General features: G+C 67.3%; 11 protein-coding genes. All 11 read left to right on the top strand.

Translation table 11 applies throughout. From position 1 onward, the window contains the following. The first annotated feature begins 28 nt into the window (after positions 1 to 28). Positions 29 to 385, top strand: coding sequence for a DUF2007 domain-containing protein (locus VT03_RS25340; protein WP_075095584.1), 357 nt, complete (start codon positions 29 to 31; stop codon positions 383 to 385). Positions 386 to 802: 417 nt separating this feature from the next. Then, positions 803 to 2,131: a Trx7/PDZ domain-containing (seleno)protein gene (locus VT03_RS25345; protein WP_075095585.1), complete on the top strand. Its 1,329-nt coding sequence runs from the start codon at positions 803 to 805 to the stop codon at positions 2,129 to 2,131. 392 nt (positions 2,132 to 2,523) lie between these two features. Next, positions 2,524 to 5,175, top strand: a complete 2,652-nt coding sequence (locus VT03_RS25350) for a tetratricopeptide repeat protein (RefSeq protein WP_197489080.1) — start codon at positions 2,524 to 2,526, stop codon at positions 5,173 to 5,175. 43 nt (positions 5,176 to 5,218) lie between these two features. Beyond that, positions 5,219 to 6,052, top strand: a complete 834-nt coding sequence (locus VT03_RS25355; RefSeq protein ID WP_075097292.1) for a DUF4159 domain-containing protein — start codon at positions 5,219 to 5,221, stop codon at positions 6,050 to 6,052. A gap of 136 nt (positions 6,053 to 6,188) precedes the next feature. Then, entirely contained in the window at positions 6,189 to 7,196 is a 1,008-nt protein-coding gene (locus VT03_RS25360) for an AAA family ATPase (RefSeq protein ID WP_075095586.1), read from the top strand. A 49-nt stretch (positions 7,197 to 7,245) separates the two neighbouring features. Next, on the top strand, positions 7,246 to 8,217 hold the full coding sequence (locus tag VT03_RS25365; RefSeq protein ID WP_075095587.1) for a DUF58 domain-containing protein: 972 nt from the start codon (positions 7,246 to 7,248) through the stop codon (positions 8,215 to 8,217). Continuing rightward, positions 8,217 to 10,334 carry a BatA domain-containing protein gene (locus VT03_RS25370; protein WP_075095588.1) on the top strand — a complete coding sequence of 706 codons (2,118 nt, stop codon included), beginning with the start codon at positions 8,217 to 8,219 and terminating at the stop codon, positions 10,332 to 10,334. The genes VT03_RS25365 and VT03_RS25370 overlap by 1 nt, the downstream gene beginning before the upstream one ends. Further along, positions 10,331 to 14,488, top strand: a complete 4,158-nt coding sequence (locus VT03_RS25375) for a DUF4175 family protein (protein WP_075095589.1) — start codon at positions 10,331 to 10,333, stop codon at positions 14,486 to 14,488. The genes VT03_RS25370 and VT03_RS25375 overlap by 4 nt, the downstream gene beginning before the upstream one ends. Before the next feature lie 233 nt (positions 14,489 to 14,721). Further along, the gene (locus VT03_RS25380; RefSeq protein ID WP_156514749.1) at positions 14,722 to 17,070 is read left to right on the top strand and encodes a glutamine amidotransferase; all 2,349 of its coding nucleotides are present in this window, start codon (positions 14,722 to 14,724) and stop codon (positions 17,068 to 17,070) included. Continuing rightward, entirely contained in the window at positions 17,070 to 18,086 is a 1,017-nt protein-coding gene (locus VT03_RS25385) for a hypothetical protein (protein ID WP_197489081.1), read from the top strand. The genes VT03_RS25380 and VT03_RS25385 overlap by 1 nt, the downstream gene beginning before the upstream one ends. Before the next feature lie 155 nt (positions 18,087 to 18,241). Further along, positions 18,242 to 18,511: a 30S ribosomal protein S15 gene (gene rpsO / locus VT03_RS25390; protein WP_075095591.1), complete on the top strand. Its 270-nt coding sequence runs from the start codon at positions 18,242 to 18,244 to the stop codon at positions 18,509 to 18,511. The last annotated feature ends 90 nt before the right edge of the window (positions 18,512 to 18,601 follow it).

Raw genomic sequence — 18,601 nt, forward strand, 5'->3', positions numbered from 1 at the left:
CATCGGGGAGTTGCCGGGAGGTCGGAGGATGGCAGACGAACAGACACGCTTTCGCGAAATCTGCCGGCCGCGGAATGTTCCAGAGGCCCATGTGGTCCGGCTGCGGCTGGAGGAGGCGGGCATTCCGGTGATGGTCGAGAACGAGATCCTGCAGGGGGTGGTGGGGGAGCTTCCGTTCGGGTGGCCGACGGCTCCGCGGTTGCTGGTGGCGGACGAGGACGTCGCGATCGCCCGGGAGCTTCTGCGGACGCTTGAAGCGGAGCGTCCGGAGGCGAGGGCTGAGCTGCCGGCTGACAATGTCTGTCTCGCCTGCGGAGCGGAGATGGCAAGTGCGGTGGAGTGTCCGCAGTGCGGGTGGACGTTCACGGCTCCGAGCGTCAGCTGAACCGCGTTCTTGCCGGCACGACTCTGCTTGCTCAAACCCAACGTGCCACGGCAGCCGGGGTCAAGGGGGTCTCACCCCCTTGCCGCCGGAGGCGCTTCTATGAGGAACCGTGGTAAGCAACGGGCGTCCGCTTTGTGGTACCGGCGTTGAGGATCACCGCTCGCCGTGAAGACGCCGCGGGTTGTTGAGGGGGCATACGGCACGGTGTCCGCGCTTGGACACGTACTCTTTCCGACACCTCTCGGCGGCTAGGCCTCCGGCGGGCAAAGGGGCGTTGCCCCTCTGCACTCCCCACCAGGGGTTCCCCCTGGACCCCGGCAAGGGAGGACTTGGTTCTTTGGTTGCGGTCGGCAATTCTCATTCCCTACCCTCCGACCACGTCTCCATCGCCACGAGTTTCTCTAGCCGGAGCCACACATGCCGCGTCATCTCCTCGCCACGCTGGCCTGCTTCTTCATCTCCTCCCTCGCCCTCGCCCAGACCCGCGAAGAAAAAGTCCGCAACGATCGCCAGAAAGTCGAGAAGACCGGCTACTGGATCTACAACGACCTCCCCCGTGGATTCGCCGAAGCCAAGTCCTCGGGCAAACCCCTCATCGTCGTCCTCCGCTGCATCCCCTGCGAGGAATGCGTCAAACTCGACGACGAACTGATCGACCAGCACCCCGCCGTCGCTCCCCTCCTCGATAAGTTCGTCCGCGTCCGCCAGATCTCCACCAACGGCCTCGACCTCGCCACCTTCCAGTACGACTACGATCAGTCCTTCGCCGTCTTCCTCCTCAACGCGGAAGGACAGATCTACGGCCGCTTCGGGACCCGCTCCCACCGCACCGACTGGCACGACGACGTCTCGATCGACGGCCTCGGAAAGGCGATGCAGAAAGCACTCGACCTGCACGCAAAGTGGCCCGCGGGCCAGCCGCTCGTGGAAGGAAAACGCGGCCCGGCACCGGAAGTCGCTTCGCCGGAGAAGTTCCCCGAGCTCAAGGACAAATACGGCCCCGCGCTCGCGACCTCAGGTGAGATCGTCAAGAGCTGCATCCACTGCCATCAGGTCGGAGAAGCCCTGAAGTCCTGGCATCGCGAGAAAGACGGCGGACGGCTGGCCGACAAGGTTCTGTTCCCCTATCCGCACCCCAAAAGCCTCGGCCTGATCCTCGATCCGCGAGAATGCGCCACGGTGGAACGGGGCGAGCCCGAGTCGCCAGCGGCCAAGGCCGGTTTCGAGGCGGGCGACGTCATCGAGAGCCTGGGTGGACAGATCCCTCTGAGCATCGCCGACGTGCAGTGGTTCCTGCACCACGTCCCGGCCGAAGGGGGACCGGTCGAGGCAGTCGTCACCCGCGGAGGGGCGAAGAAGACGCTGACGATGACGCTGGCCCCCGGCTGGCGGCGGAAGGACGACATCGCCTGGCGGGCTTCGAGCTGGACGCTCCGCCGCTGGGGAACCGGCGGGATCTTCAGCGAGGCGGTCCCGGCCGAAGAGCGGGCGCCGCTGAAGCTCGAACCGAACGCCATGGCGCTTCGGATCAAGCACGTCGGCCAGTACCCGCCGCACAACGTCGCACAGAAGGCGGGCTTCCAGAAAGGGGACATCCTCGTCTCCTTCGACGGCCGCGCCGATCTCGTCCGCGAGACCGATCTCCTGGCCTACACGATGTCGGACCTCAAGCCGGGAGCCCGCGTGGAGGTTGGCGTCCTCCGCGACGGTGCGCGGAAGACGCTCTCATTCACCCTTCCCGAGTGAGCGGAGGGCCGCGCACGTCGGCCGCACCGGGACACTCTTAAGTCCCGGTGAAACTTGGCGACGCCTCTCGCCGCCGGTGTGACAGTCTCCCGTCAAGCGGGATCGCGCGGATTCGGTCGGGGAGCTGTCCCCGGCGATGGTGCGCTGTCGACCCGCGAATTACACTCGTGGCAACTGTGGTGAGATGTTGCGGCAGAAGGCGTGCGACGGCTCTCTCGCATCGGTCCGAATCCCGGCACTCTCGAAGTCTCTCCGGCGGAAACGGCCCTCATTGGGCACTCCCTCGGAGGGACATAGACGCAGGGGACGCGCATTTGATGCCTGAATGCCTCCGCTGGAGTTCCCGCGGTCCGGTCTCTTCGGACGGACGACGCTCCCGGTGTTGGAGGCAGGTGGACGAGCTCCCCCGGATGAAGGGGGCGGCGCTATGGCTCGCCCTCATAGTGGCGGTGCTGCTCTGCCAGGCCGCCTCGGCCGACTATGACTCCGCGATGGCCCTCTATCGCTCCGGCAAGTACCAGGAGTCCGCGGCGGATGTGACTGCCGAGATCCCCCGGAACCCGTACAGCGAGAACCTGCACGTCCTCCTCGTCCGCGCCGAGATGCAGCAAGGACGTTACCCAGAAGCCCTCGCCGCCCTGGACGCGGGGATCGGAAAACTGCCGCAGAGCGTGCGGCTCCGCTGGATCGGCCGTGAGGTCGTCCGCTTCAACGGACAGCCGGAACGGGTTGCCCGCTTCGACGAAGAGATCCGGCAGTTCGTCACGCAGTTCGCCTGGCGGTACAGCGATTCCCCCAACCAGCTCGACATCGCCCGGCTGATGCTCGACCAGGGAGTCGATCCGAAGAAAGTCCTCAGCGGCATCTACGGGCCGATCAAGAAACGCGAGCCGAACTACGCTGACGTCCACATCGCCAGCGGCGACCTGGCGCTGGAGAAGTCCGACTACCAGCTCGCGGCGGAAGCCTACGAGCAGGCGATCAAGCTCGATCCGAACAGCGCTGACGCCCACGTCGGTCTGGCGCGGGCCTTCGCTCCCAGCGACGACGAGAAGGTCCAGGAAGAGGTCACCGCGGCGCTCACGCAAAACCCCCGGCATGTCGGGGCGCTGTTGCTGGTCGTCGACAACCATGTCGACGCCGAACGCTACGCCGAGGCCGAAAAGGTGCTCGCGGAGATCGAGGCGGTCAATCCCCGCCATCCGCGGGCACTGGCCTACCGGGCGGTTCTGGCCCATCTCAACAACAAGCTGGACGAAGAGAAACGGCTGCGGGACAAGGCGCTCGAGTTCTGGAAGCAGAACCCGGACGTCGATCATCTGATCGGGAAGAAGCTGTCGCAGAAGTACCGGTTCCGCGAAGGGGAGGCGTACCAGCGGCAGGCGCTCGCCTTCGACGGCAAGTTCCTCGCGGCGAAGTCCCAGCTCGCGCAGGACCTGCTCCGGCTGGGGCAGGAAGAGGAAGGACTCCGATTGGCACAGGAGGTCTCCGAGACGGACGAATACAACGTCCACGCCCACAACCTCGTCGTCCTCCAGGAGAGCCTTGCGGAGTTCCGGACGATCGAGTCCGACGGGTTCCAGCTTCGGATGGACGCCCGCGAGGCGGACCTGTACGGCGAGCGGGTTCTCGCGCTCTTGAAGCGGGCCAAGCACGATCTGTGCGCGAAGTACGAGGTCGAACTTCCCGGACCGATCATCGTCGAGATGTTCCCGCGGCAGGAGGATTTTGCCATCCGGACCTTCGGGATGCCGGGGGGAGCGGGGTTCCTGGCGGTCTGCTTCGGGACGGTCATCACGGCCAACAGCCCGGCGTCTCAGGGACGGACTCCCGCCTGCTGGGAGGCGACGCTGTGGCATGAGTTCTGTCACGTCGTCACGCTGAACAAGACCCGTAACAAGATGCCTCGCTGGCTCAGCGAGGGAATCTCGGTCTATGAGGAGCGGCAGGCCGACCCGCGGTGGGGGCAGGCGATGACTCCCCAGTACCGGCAGATGATCCTCGGGGACGACTTCGTCCCGGTCAGCAAGCTCAGCGGCGCATTCCTGGGGCCCAAGTCCGGCCTGCACCTCCAGTTCGCCTACTTCGAGTCGTCGCTCGTCGTTCAGTACCTCGTCGAGAACCACGGACTGGCGACCGTCAAGAAAGTCCTCGATGACCTGGCGGTCGGAATGCCGATCAACGAAGCCCTCGGTCGGCACACCGGCTCGATCGAAGAGCTCGACGCCAAGTTCGCCGAGTACGCCCGCGTCGCGGCGCACGCGATGGCGCCGCTGGCCGACTGGGCGCCGCCGGAGCTCCCGGCCAAGGCTGACCTGCGGATCATCGACGACTACCTGAGCCGCCATCCGCACAACTACGCCGCTCTCGCCCGGAAGGCGGACCAGCTCATCGAGGCGAAACGGTGGGAAGAGGCCCGCGCCGTCGCCGAGACGATGCTCTCGCTCTTTCCGCACGATGAGGGGGCGACCAGCCCACAGGCCCGGCTGGCCCGGATCGGGCGGGGGCGGGGAGACGCGGCCGAAGAGAAAGCGGCTCTCCTGGCGCTGACGGAACTGACCGACGATCAGGTCGACGTCCTCGACCGGCTCACCGAGCTCGCCGTTTCAGAAAAGGACTGGGGCACCGTTCGCGAGCAGGGGCTCCGCTGGCTGGCGGTCAACCCGCTCAACCCGCAGCCCTACCGGCGTCTGGCGGTCGCGGCGATCGAGCTCAAAGACTATCCGCTGGCGGTCGAAAGCCGCTCGGCGCTGCTGCGGCTCGATCCGTTCGATCGGGCCGAGGCGCACTATCAACTCGCACGGGCGCACCAGCTCGCCGGCAGCCCGACCGATGCAAAGCGGCATGTCCTCCTCGCTCTCGAAGAGACCCCCCGTTACCGGGCGGCACAGCGGCTTCTGCTGGAAATCGTCAGCGACACTCCCTCTCCGAGCAGTCCCGCCCCGAAACCTTCCGATGCCGCGTCCCCGACAACGGAGGAGCCTCTCGTCCCTCCACCGCCGCCGTTGCCCGCAGTGACCGAAAAGAGACGTGTCGCGTTTTGAAGCCGAGACGTTTCCCGTTCCCAGGCCCCCGATCGACACCCGCATGAACCGCCCCCCTTCGCTCCGCCGCCGTTCGCTCATGCTGCTGGCGCTTGTCGTCGTCGGCTCGCTGGCGACCGTCGCGGTGGCCCAGCGCGGCCGGTGGCGGCGGGAGGCTCCGTCCGAGATCGTCGACCGCAACGGCGTCCCGGACTGGAAGAACAGCGAGCAGTTCAAGCACGACGTCTTTACCTTCGTGCGCATCCGGTACGGCTCCTATGGCGGGCGGGGCTTCAAGTGGCAGACCGACTACCCGGACGCGGACCTGAACTTCTCCTATCGCCTCCATGAACTGACGGCACTCGAAGTCGATCCCAACGGCAAGATCCTGGAGCTAACCGATCCGCAGCTCTTCGACTACCCGTTCATCTACATCATCGAGCCGGGGGACATGTGGCTGGAAGAGGCCGAGGTCGCGGCCCTGCGGAAGTACCTGCTCAACGGCGGCTTCCTGATGGTGGACGACTTCTGGGGGGAAGCCGAATGGGAAGGCTTCTACCGGAACATCAAGCGGGCCTTTCCGGACAAGGAGCCGGTCGAGTTGCCGCTCGAGCATGAGATCTTCCACATCGTCTATGACCTCAAGAAGAAGCCGCAGGTCCCGAGCATCCACGCCTGGATGAGCGGCTATACCGCCGAGCGGTTCGACGCTCAGGAGCCGCACTACCGCGGCCTGTTCGACGACAAGGGGCGGATGATGGCGATCATCTGCCACAACACGGACCTGGGGGACGGCTGGGAGCGCGAGGGAGAATCCCCCGACTACTTCCGCGAGATGTCGGAGAAGTGGAGTTATCCCCTCGGCATCAACATCGTCACGTACGCCATGACCCATTGATGGAATTGGAAACACGAAGACACCAAGGAGGCACGAAGGACACAAAGAATCGAGAGCAAGTGCATGCTTTCTCCTCTTCGTGATCTTGGTGCCTCCTTCGTGTCTTGGTGTTTAGTCTCCTAACAGCGAGCCAAGAGTGATCCCTGAACTGGATGAGTACGAGCTGGAACAGCAGACGGTCGAGCAGATCCGCTCCAGCCGCAAGAAGATCGACGCCGAGCTGTCGAAAACGATCGTCGGCCAGCACGACGTCGTCGAGCAGCTGCTGATCAGCCTCTTCGCCGGCGGGCACTGCCTCATCACCGGGGCGCCGGGGCTCGCGAAGACGCTCCTCGTCCGGTCGATCGCGCAGATCTTCCATCTCCAGTTCCAGCGGATCCAGTTCACGCCGGACCTGATGCCCGCCGACATCACCGGGACCGAGATCCTGGAGCAGGAGACCGGCGGCCACCGGAAGATGCAGTTCGTGAAGGGGCCGATCTTCGGCAACGTCATCCTGGCGGACGAAATCAACCGCACGCCCCCCAAGACCCAGGCGGCGCTCCTCGAAGCAATGCAGGAGCATCAGGTCACGGTCGCGGGCCAGCGGTATGTCCTGGAGGAGCCGTTCTTCGTCCTGGCGACGCAGAACCCGATCGAGATGGAGGGGACGTACCCGCTCCCCGAGGCGCAGCTCGACCGGTTCATGTTCAATGTCCTCATCGACTACCTGCCCGAGAACGACGAAGTCGCCGTCGTGAAGCAGACGACCTCCCGGCGCTCGGCCAAGATCGAGCCGCTGTTCACCGGCGAAGACGTGAAGCGGTTCCACGAAGTCGTCCAGCGGGTCCCGATCTCGGAGGACGTCATCCGCTACGCGGTGCGGCTGGCCTCGGCGAGCCGGCCGGGCCAGAAGGGGACGCCGGACTTCGTCACGAACTGGGTCAGCTGGGGAGCGGGGACGCGGGCGGCGCAGTACCTCGTCCTGGGGGCCAAGGCCCGGGCGCTCCTCTCGGGCCGCAGCCACGCGACCCCCGACGACATCAAGGCCCTCGTTCATCCGACGCTCCGGCACCGGATCCTCGTCGGCTACCGGGCGGAGGCCGAGGGGGTGACGGTCGACAACGTCATCAACCGGCTGCTGGAACACGTTCCGGCCCCGTAGCGGTGCGTCGCGGCCGGGCTGTTGAGTCTCCTTCGTTGAACTGCTTGGAATGCCGAAAGCCAACCCCATCTCCGCCGCGGCCACTGCGACCGGCCGCTCCTATCTCGATCCCGCGACGCTGATGCGGATCAAGAACCTGGAGCTCCGCGCGCGGCTCGTGGTCGAAGGTTTTCTGAGCGGGATGCACCGCAGTCCGTACCACGGCTTCTCGGTCGAGTTCACGGAGTATCGCCAGTACACGCCGGGGGACGACCCGCGGTATCTCGACTGGAAACTCTATGCCCGGAGCGACCGGTACTACCTCAAGCGGTTCGAGGACGAGACCAATCTGCGGTGCTACCTGCTCGTCGACCTCAGCCGGTCGATGAGCTACGGATCGCTCGACTACGACAAGGCGACTTACGCCAAGACCGCGGCCGCGACGATCGCCTACTTCCTGGCCCAGCAGCGGGACGGCGTGGGGCTCGTCACCTTCGACCGGGAGATCCACGACTACCTGCCGGCGCGGTATCGCCCAGGGCATCTCCACAGGATCTTCGTCGCTCTCGAACGGGCCCCGGCCGGGACCGCGACCGATATCGCCGCGCCGCTGGAGCAGATTGCCAAGACCGCCCGCAAGCGGGGGATGGTGGTCCTCCTCTCCGATCTCCTGGCGCCCCCCGAGATGCTGGAGGTCCGCCTCGGCTATCTCCGGTCGCAAGGGCACGAGGTCGTCCTGCTGCGGACGCTCGATCCGGCCGAGCGGGACTTCCCGTTCCAGGACCCGACGATGTTTCAGGACGTCGAGACCGGACGGGAGCTGTATGTCGACCCGGACGCGATCCGCGGCCAGTACCGCGAGCGGTTCGCCGCCCACGCCGAGTCGCTCAAGACCCTCTGCAGCCGGTTGGGGGTCGACCTCTATGACCTCACGACCGATCAGCCCCTGGAGCACGCCCTCTTCGATCTCCTGAACGCCCGGATGCGCCGCGGCCGGCAGGTCGCCCGGCGTCCGGCGGTCCGCGGAAGGGGGGCCAGCTGATGGGACTCCTCGCTCCGCTCTACCTCGCCGGGCTCGCCGCGCTGTCGCTGCCGCTGGTCCTGCACCTGATCCGCCGGACCCCCAAGGGGAAGCAGGTCTTCAGCTCGCTGATGTTCCTCTCGCCGACCCCGCCGCGGCTCACCCGCCGCAGCCGGCTCGACCAGATTTTTCTCCTCCTGATGCGGCTGGGCGTCCTGGCCCTCCTGGCCCTCGCCTTCACACGGCCGTTCCTCCGCGAGTCGGCTCTCCTTTCGGTAAGCGACCTACCGCGACGGCGGATTGCGATCCTCGTCGACGGCAGCGCCAGCCTTCGCCGCGGCGACCTGTGGCAGCAGGCGATCGCGAAGGTCGAAGACGAACTCAAGCAGGTTTCGCCGCAGGACGATGTCGCCCTGTTCCGGTTTAGCGACCGGCTGGAGACGGTCGTCGGTTTCGACCGCGATCCCTCGGTCGATGAAGCGGCCGCCGCGCAGCTTCTGCTGACGAGCGCGCGGGAGATGAAGCCGACCTGGAGCACGGGAGACCTGGGGCTGGCGCTGACGACGCTCGCCGGGGAGCTCGATGCGTCGAGCGACGTCCAGCAGTCCCTCTCCGAGCCGCAGATCATTCTCATCAGCGACCTTCAGAAGGGGAGCCGGCTCGAAGCCCTCCAGGCGTATGAGTGGCCCGAGCGGGTCCGCGTCGTTTCCCGACTCCTCGTGCCTGCCAAGACCTCGAATGCCGCCGTGCAGCTCCTTTCCACAGCGGCGGACGAGCCGAACGCCGAGCCGCGGGTCAAGGTGGCGAGCGCCGCCGATTCGACGGTCGATCAGTTCTTCGTCCGCTGGGGGACCGCGACGGACACCGGCGGGTCGAAGGAGACGGACGTCGCGGTCTACGTCCCGGCGGGCGAGAGCCGCGTCGTGAAGCTCCCCCGGCCGGAAGGGAACGCCGTCTTCGACCGGATCATCCTCCACGGCGACGATCACGAGTTCGACAACACGCACTACGTCGTCCCGCTCGCGAAGCCGACCGTCCTGATTCCGTACTACGGCCCCGAGAAAGCGGATGACCCCAATGGGCTGCGGTACTACCTTCAGATCGCGACCCTCGACGACCCGTATCGGGCGATCGAGATCGTCGATGGAACGGCCGACGCTCCGGCTGCTGTCGCGCCCACCGTCACCGTGGTTACGGCGCGGCCTGACGATGCGATCGCCGATCGTCACCTGAAAGAGGTCGAGCGGGGAGGGACGCTGCTCGTCGTGGCGGCGAGCGACGGGACACGGGACTGGCTGCCGCGGCTCCTCGACGACATCGAGATCCCGGAGGCCGCCGCCGCGAAGGGGAAGCGGGAGTATCAGCTGCTCGGCGAGATCGACTTCACGCATCCGCTGTTCGTTCCGTTCGCCAATCCCCGCTACAGCGACTTCACGAAGATCCACTTCTGGCAGCATCGCCCGGTCCGGCTGACCGAAGGGGGAGCGAGCCGCGCCGTGGCCCGCTTCGATGACGGCACGCCGTGGCTCATCGAGCGTCCGGTCGGGAAGGGGCGGATTCTCGTCATGACGAGTGGCTGGCACCCGGACGACAGCCAGCTCGCCCTCTCCAGCAAGTTCGTGATGTTCCTCGGCGGGCTGCTCGACCAGACCCTCGGCTCGGCGCGGCTGCTCGCCGGGATTCCGGTCGGCACGCCGATTCCTCTGCGAGCGGACCGCGATGGTCCGGTTGTCGTCCGAACGCCCGAGGGGCGGGATGTGTCGGTTCCTCTCTCCGAGGCCCGGTTCACAGAAACGACCGTCCCCGGGATCTACCAGGGCGCGGGGATGGGGGCGGATGTGCTCACGTTCGCGGTCAATATTCCGGCGGCCGAGAGCGACACCGCGCCGCTTCCGGTCGAGTCGCTGGAACAGCTTGGCGTGCGGCTCGGGACGGTCGCCACGCAGACCGAGCGGCTCGGAAAGATCCGCCAGCAGCGGGACGTCGAACTCGAAAGCCGCCAGAAAGTCTGGCGGTGGCTGATCGTCGGCTGCCTGCTCCTCGTCATGGCAGAAACCTGGTACTCGGGACGTTCGGCCGCGGGATCGCCCCCCTCCGGCTCCGCGTCGCCGCTCCCTTCGGCTGAGGCCGTCACATGATTCAGACCCGTTTGCGGATGCAGCTCGACCGCGTCGCGGCCCGCTACCGGCGGCTCCGGACCTGGCAGGTTCTGGCGGTCGTCTGGCTCCTCGCCGCCCTCCTGGGAGCGGTCGTTCTCGGCGTCCGGATCGCGACGTCGCTCCCGGCCTCCGCCGTGATTCCGGTCCTGTGCCTCGCGCCCTGTGTCCTCGCCGCCGTCGGCCTCTGGTGGGTCTTCCGCTCCGCCGCCAACGAGGAGTGGGTCGCCCGGCAGCTCGAACAGCGGTTCCCGGACCTCAAGCAGTCGCTCCTGGCGGCGATCGAGCTCCGTCCCGATCTTCCCGACGGGCGGTTCGGCTTCCTCCAGGCGAGCGTCATCCAGCAGGCGCTCGACCACTCCCGCAAGAACCCGTGGGCCGAGATCGTCTCCCGCCGGCAGCTCCTCTTTGCCGCGTTCGCCAATGTCGCCACGTTCCTGCTGTTTGTCGTGGTCGTCGTGGCGGTCGCCCGCTTCGTTCCGCCCGCGATGGCGGCCGGCCTTGTCGCCGAGCCGCTCAGGGCGCTCCTCCCGGGGAACGGCTTCGCGGTGACGGTCGAGCCGGGCGATACCGAGGTCGAGAAGGGGACAAGTCTTCTCGTTCTGGCCCGGATCGCGGGGACGATGCCGCCGCAGGCGACGCTTCACTTCCATCCCGAAGGGGGCGAGGTGTCGGTACTCGCGATGTCGGCCAGCCTGAGCGACCCGGTCTTCGGCGGACGGATTCCGTCGGTCGACCGGACCCTCACGTACCATGTCGATGCCGAAGGGCAGGTCTCGCCGACCTATCGGGCCACGGTGTTCGAGTACCCGCGGCTCGAACGGGCCGACGCGAAGCTCGTCTTCCCCGCCTACACCGGGATGGAGGAGCGGCTCCTGCAGGATGTCCGGACCGTCTCGGTCGTCGAGGGGACGAGCGTCACGCTCCGCTGCAAACTCAATAAGCCGGTGGTGAGCGCCGTGCTGGCCGATCTCGCCAAGGAGACCCCGCAGCCGCCGATCGTCCTCGCCGCCGCGTCCGAGCCGGCGACCTATGAGGTGACGCTCCTCTGCACCGAGACCCGCAAGTACCGGCTCGACCTCGTCGACGACGCCGGCCGGAAGAACGTCAAACCGGCCGAGTTCCGGATCAACGTCAACCCGAACCGCCCGCCGACGATCAAGCCCCTCTTTCCCGGCCGGGACATGGAGCTCTCGGCGATCGAGGAGCTCGACGTGCGGGCCACGATCGTCGACGACTTTGGCCTCCCGAAGGCCGGAGTCTCCTACTCCCTGGCCGGCAAGGACCCGGTCGATGTGACGCTGATCGAAAACGGCAAAGCCCGCGACAAGCGGGAGATCGCGTCGCAGATCCGCCTCGAAGAGCTCGACGCCAAGCCGGACGAGCTCCTCTCCTATTTCTGGTGGGCGGACGACATCGGTCCCGACGGCCAGCTCCGCCGGACCGCGAGCGACATGTACTTCGGCGAGGTCCGGCCGTTCGAAGAGCTCTTCCGCCAGGGGCAGCCGCAGCCGCGGGGGGCCCAGCAGCAGCAACAGCAGCAGGGCCAGAGTCCTGCCGGGCAGCAGGCGGAGGAGCTGGCGAAGCTCCAGAAGGACATCATCAACGCCACCTGGAAGGTCCTCCGCCGGGAGATCACCAAGACCGTCACGCCCGCCTTCCAGAGCGACGTCGAGCAGCTCGAAGCGTCGCAGCAGCAGGCGCTCGAGATGGCGAACGAGCTCCGCTCGAAGGTGCAGGACGAGAAGTCCAAGGGCTACGTTCAGGACATCCTGCGGCACATGTCGACGGCGATCACGGAACTCGAACGGTCGCACGACAAGCAGGAGCCCGAGGCCCTGCGGCCGGCTCTTTCGGCCGAGCAGGCGGCCTACCAGGGGCTGCTCAAGCTGCGGGCCCGGGAGCACGAGATCGTCCGGCAACAGCAGCAGCAAGGCCAGGGGCAGGGAGCCGGGCGGTCCCAGCAGCAGCGGCAGCAGATGAACCAGCTCGATCTCAAGGACCAGGAGAGCCGGTACGAGACCGAGCGGACCGCGCAGCAGCGGCAGGAAGAGACCGCCGAGCAGCGGGAGAACCGGCAGGTCCTCAATCGCCTCCGCGAGCTCGCCCGCCGGCAGACCGACCTCAACGAGCGTCTGAAGGAGCTCCAGACGGCGCTGACGGCAGCCGAGACCGAACAGCAGAAGGAAGAGGTCCGCAAGCAGCTCAAGCGGCTGCAGGACGAGCAGCGCCAGATCCTTCAGGACACGGAAGAGCTCCAGTCGCGGCTCGACCAGCCGGAGAACTCGGAGCGGCTCTCGGAGCAGCGGGAGCAGCTGCAGGAGACCCGCGAGGAAGTCCGGAAGGCGTCGGAGTCGCTGGAGAATGAGCGGGTCACGCAGGCGGCCGCGGCCGGGACGCGGGCCGAGGAGCAGTTCGACGAGCTGCGGGAAGAGTTCCGCCGCCGTGCCTCGGAAGGGTTCACCGACGAGATGCGGCAGATGCGGCAGGCGGCCCGCGAGCTCGACGAGAAGGAGAAGGAGCTGGCGCAGAAGATCAAGGACGAAGCGAGCCCTCCGATGGGCCAGGCCCCGACCCTGCGCGAGCAGGGACCGCAGGGACGGGAGAAGATTGGCGAGGAACTGTCGCAGCAGCGGCAGCGGTTCTCGGACCTGCAGGAGCAGATGCGGCAGACGATCGACGAGGCGGCCGAGACCGAGCCCCTCCTGTCCGAGCGGCTGTACGAGACCGCCCGCGACGCCCGCGACACCGAAGTCGACCGGGCCCTGCAGGTCTCCGAGCAGGCGATCCGCCGGGGCTTCGCGGAGGATGCCCAGCGGATCGAATCGATCGCCAATCAGGGAATCGAAAAACTCCGGCAGGGGATCGAGAAAGCGGCGGATGGCGTCATCGGCGACGACACCGAGGCCCTCCGCCGCGCCCGCCAGGAACTTCAGACTCTCTCCCGGGATCTGAACGGCGAAATGACCCGCAACGGCGCGGAGCCGCCGCAGCGGCCAGGAGACCAGACGCCCCGCGACGGAGCGGCAGCCGGCCAGCGGGAGGGGAACGAAGAGCCGATGTCGTCGCAGCACATCGGCGAAGATCCCTCGCAGCCGGGACAGCTTGGGCAGCCGGAAGGCGAATCGCCGATGCCGCGCGAAGGGGAGCGGCCCGGACAGAGTCGCCGGTCGCAGTCCCAGCCGGGCCGCGAGACGCCGGGCGAAGGAACGGCCGGGGAGCCGATGGAGGGCGAGCCCGGGGAACGTCCGGGTCAGGGAACGGCAGAGCGGCCGGAGACCGAGTCGCCGATGCCGGGACAGCAACCCGGCCCGCAGCCAGGCCAGGGGCGGGGACAGCGTTCACCAATGAACGGCGGCTCGCCGATGCCGGGGGGGCAACCCGGCGGAGAGCCGATGCCTGCCGGAGAACCGGGCGAGCAGCCGATGGAGGGCCAGGCCGGTCAGAACCCGTCCGGCCAGAGTCCATCCGGTCAGGGCCAGCAGCCCGGTGGTCAGCAGCCGGGACAGCCGGGGCCGCGGGGCCAGCAAGGCCAGCGTGGGCAGCGCGGACAGCAGGGCCAATCCGGACAACAGGGAGAAGCGGACTCGCCGATGCCCGGTGAAGGACAAGGCCAGGGCGGGGGACAAGGGACCGGAAACCGCCCGCGCGGGAACCAGACCGATCCGCGGCAACGGGGCGCTCGTCAGCCGAGCCGGCTTTCCGATGGGCCGCGGCCCGACGGGAGTCCGAACGGCGGGGGAGCGATCACGTCGGGGGGCGGGAACATCGAGATGGCCCCGCAGGAGCGCTCGCCGCTCGTCGGGGAAGATTTCCGCGAGTGGTCGGACCGGCTCCGCGACGTCGAGGAGATGGTCGACGATCCCGAGATGCGAGCCCTCGCGGCGCGGATCCGCGAACAGGCCCGCGCGATGCGGGCCGAGTTCAAGCGGCACTCCAAGGAGCCGAACTGGGACCTCGTCCGACGACAGGTCGCCGAGCCCTTGATCGAACTCGAGAACCGCGTCGCGCAGGAACTCCTTCGCCGTGCCGGGAAGAAAGCCCTCGTCCCGCTCGACCGCGACCCGGTCGCCCCCGAGTACGCCGAGAAGACCCGCCGCTACTACGAGCGGCTCGGCGGAGCGGGTGGGGGCTGAATGTGGCTGCGGCGCTTGGGGATTGGAAACACAGAGGCACAGAGATCATAGAGAGGAGGGAGTGCATGGGCAGAGCATGGCACGTTCACCGCTGGCGTCGCCGGAGCCCTCCCGGAGATGGAGGTTTGTGGCCCCTCAGCGCCTCATCCTCGTCCGCCTGACTTCTCCTCCTCTGTGCCTCTCCATATCTCGGTGTTCAACCTCTTCTTCTTCCCCCTCTGATGCTTCTTCTGTTGCCCCTCGCCGCCATTGTCCTGGGAGCCCGCACCTGGCTCGCTCCTGCGATCCTGCTGATCGCGGCCGCGCTCGCGATGCTTGCCTGGAATCTCTCCCGCGGCCGGCCGCGGGGCTGGGCCGGCGTCGTCGCGCCGATCCTCAAGTCCCTGGGGATCGTCCTGCTCGGCGTCTGTCTCGTCGAGCCGCTCTACACCGGCACGCGGCCCCGGCCGGGGAGCAACCTGTTCCTCGTCGTGGCCGATACGAGCCGCAGCCTCCAGCTCACGAACCCCGGCGAGCGGGAGTCGCGGGGGGCGGGGATTCAGAAGCAGCTCGCTCCCGATGCGGAGTGGCTGACGCGGCTGGGGCAGGATTTCGATGTCCGCCGCTACACCTTCGATTCGTCCGTCCAGCCAGTCGAGGATTTTTCGAAGCTCGAATTCGAAGGGGAGTCCTCGTCGATCGCGACGACGCTCGCCTCCCTCCGCGACCGTTTTCGCGGACAGCCGGTCGCCGGGATCCTGCTCCTCTCGGACGGCAACGCGACCGACCTCGCGGATGACGCGGGGGACTGGAAGTCGCTGCCGCCGGTCTATCCCGTGAAGGTCGCCTCGGGGCAGGAATCACCCGATGTCTCGGTCTCCGGCGTCTCGGTCACGACGACAAACTTCGACGCCGCGCCGGTCACGATCCAGGCGGAGTTTGCGGCGAAGGCGGTGACGGGGAAGAAGATCGTCGTCCGCGTCGTGGACGAGGCGGGGAAAGAGGTCGAGCGGCGGACGCTGGCGGCGGACGGAAAGCGGCTTTCGGAGCGGTTCCTCATCAAGCCCGAGAAGGCGGGGATCAGTTTCTACCAGGTCGAAGCGGCCCTCGAAGGGGAAGAGAACAAGAAGCCCGGCGAGTTCACGAGCGAGGAGGCGACGCTCGCCAACAACCGCCGCTACGCGACGGTCGACCGCGGCGGGGGCCCGTTCCGCGTTCTCTATGTGGGTGGCTCCCCGAACTGGGAGTACAAGTTCCTCCGCCGCTCGGTCGAGTCGGACGACGAGGTGAAGCTCGTCGGGCTCCTGCGGGTCGCCAAAAAGGAGCCGAAGTTCAACTTCCTGAGCCGCACGGGGGAGCGGACGAACCCCCTCTTTCGCGGCTTCGGCAACGACAAGGACGAGACCGCCGAGCAGTACGACGAGCCGGTCCTGATCCGGCTGGGGGCCGAGGACCAGGAGGAGCTCAAGGGCGGGTTTCCCAAGAGTTCGGAAGATCTCTTCCGCTACCACGCGATCGTCCTCGACGACATCGAGGCGGCGTTTTTCAACCAGGACCAGCTTTCGCTGATCGAGCGGTTCGTCAGCCAGCGGGGCGGCGGACTCCTGATGCTCGGCGGCAAGGACTCGTTCGCCGAAGGGGGTTATGTCCGGACGCCCGTCGGAGACATGCTGCCGGTCTATCTCGACCGGGCCGCCCCTTCCGAGACGCCGGGGGAGCATCGTCTCAAGCTGACCCGCGAGGGCTGGGTCCAGCCCTGGGTCCGGGTGAAGGCCAACGAGCAGGAAGAAGAGAAACGGCTCGCCACGATGCCCCCCTTCCGGTCGTTCAACCGGATCGAGTCGATCAAGCCGGGGGCTTCGGTCCTGGCGGAGGTCGAGACGGAGGAGGGGGGCTCGCGACCGGCGCTGGCGGTCCAGCCGTTCGGCCGGGGTCGGGTCGGCTCGATCCTGATCGGCGACCTCTGGCGGTGGGAGCTCAAGCGGGACGAGCCGAAGGACAGCGATTTCGAAAAGTCCTGGCGGCAGACGGTCCGCTGGCTGGTGGCGGACGTGCCGCAACGGGTTGAGGTCGATGTGAAGCGGAAGACGGGACCCGGTCTCGCGCCGGTGGACCTCGTGATCCGGACGCGGGACAAGGAGTACGCCCCGCTCGACAACGCGACGATCACGGTCGCCGTGAAAACGCCCGACGGGCGGGAGATCCAGCTCGTCGCGGAGGCGAGCGACCGGACGCCGGGAGAATACGTGGCGAGCTTTGCGCCCCGCGTCGCCGGGACCTACCGGGCCGAGGTCAAGGCGACCGATGCCGACGGGAGCGAGGTCGGGGGGCGTTCGACCGGTTGGGCGGTCGAGCCTGAGACCGAGGAGTTCTCGCGGCTCACCGGGAACGAGGCTCTCCTGACCCGGATGGCCCAGGAGAGCGGCGGCGAAGTGCTGTCGCCCGATGGACTCGGAGACTTCGTGACGGGTCTCCCCAATCGCAAGATCCCGGTCGTGGAGAACTGGACGTACCCGCTGTGGCACCAGTGGAGCGTGGCGACGCTGGCGATGGTGTGCCTGATCGGGGAATGGGCGCTGCGGCGGATGAAAGGGGTGCCGTGATGGAAGCGGATCGACAGATCGGGATGGTCCTTCGCGGCGGCGGACTCCGGACGCTCTGCTTTTGGGCGTGTGCCTTTGTCCTGCTGGTGTCGAGCGGTCCGCTCTCGGCCGAGGCTCCGACGCCGGAAGCGGCCACGGTGATCGTTGTCGTCGGGGCGGCCGGGGAAGAGTCATTCGCGGAACCGTTCCGGACCTGGAGCGGGAACTGGAAGGCCGCCGCGGAGAAGGCCAAGGCGGAGTTGCAGGTGATCGGTCTCGACGACGCTGGCGAGACGAGCGACCGGGATCGGCTGAAGAAGGCTCTGACGGACGCGCAGGGCCGCACCTCTCCACTCTGGCTGGTTCTGATCGGACACGGGACGTTTGATGGAAAGGTCGCCCGGTTCAATCTGCGGGGGCCCGATCTGACCCCCGGAGACCTCTCCGAATGGCTCCGGCCGGTCAAGCGGCCGGTGGCGGTCATCAACAGTGCGTCGGCGAGCGGCCCGTTCCTGGCGGAGCTTTCGGGGCCCGGCCGGGTGGTCGTCACGGCGACCCGGAGCGGGCATGAGTACAACTTCGCCCGCCTGGGGGGCTATCTGGCGGAGGCGATTGCCGATCCGGCGGCGGATCTCGACAAGGACGAACAGACGTCGCTTCTCGAAGCGTGGCTCGCCGCCGCGGCCCGGACCGCGGAGTTCTACGCGGGCGACACCCGGCTCCAGACGGAGCACGCCCTGCTTGACGACAACGGCGACAAACTGGGGACGCCACCGGATTTTTTCCAGGGGATCCGGCCGGTCAAGGGGGCGAAGGAGGGGGCGGCGCTCGACGGCCCTTTGGCGGCCCGGCTCGTGCTCGTTCCCGGAAATCGCGAGGAAACGCTTTCGCCGGAGCAGCGAACCCGGCGGGATGAGATCGAAAAGACCCTCGCCGCGATGCGGAGCCGCCGGGCCGACATGGACGAAAGCCGCTATCTTGAGCAAATCGAGCCGCTGCTCGTGGAACTGGCCCGGATCTATGCCGGGGAGAAGTAGCCTGCCGGTTCTCCGCACGCGCCTACGGCTTGTTCGTTTGTTCACTGGGTCGACGCTGGCGAGAATCCTTGAACTCGGCGGTCACTCTCGTTAACCTCCTCCCTTCCACAAAATGACCGGGAGATGATCGGGCGATCATCGATGGAGTTCGATTCATGACAATTACCAAAGAACGCAAGACCGCGGTGATCAGCGAGTACCGTCGCAGCCCGGAAGACACCGGCTCCCCGGACGTGCAGGTCGCGGTCCTGACGACCAAGATCAACACTCTGACCGAGCATCTCCGGTCCCATATGAAGGACCATGCCGGTCGCCGCGGCCTGCTGATGATGGTCAGCCGCCGCCGCCAGCTTCTCGAATACGTCAAGCGGTCCGATCCCCAGCGTTACCTGGACCTGATCGGCCGCCTGAATCTCCGCAAGTAGATTCGCTCGCAGGACGGAAGCTCTCCGTCCTGCTTTCGTTTTGTCGGGGGCCGGGTTTCCATCGGCGCGTGCATGCGGGCTCGTGGCCGC

Source organism: Planctomyces sp. SH-PL14, from assembly GCF_001610835.1.
Classification (GTDB): domain Bacteria; phylum Planctomycetota; class Planctomycetia; order Planctomycetales; family Planctomycetaceae; genus Planctomyces_A.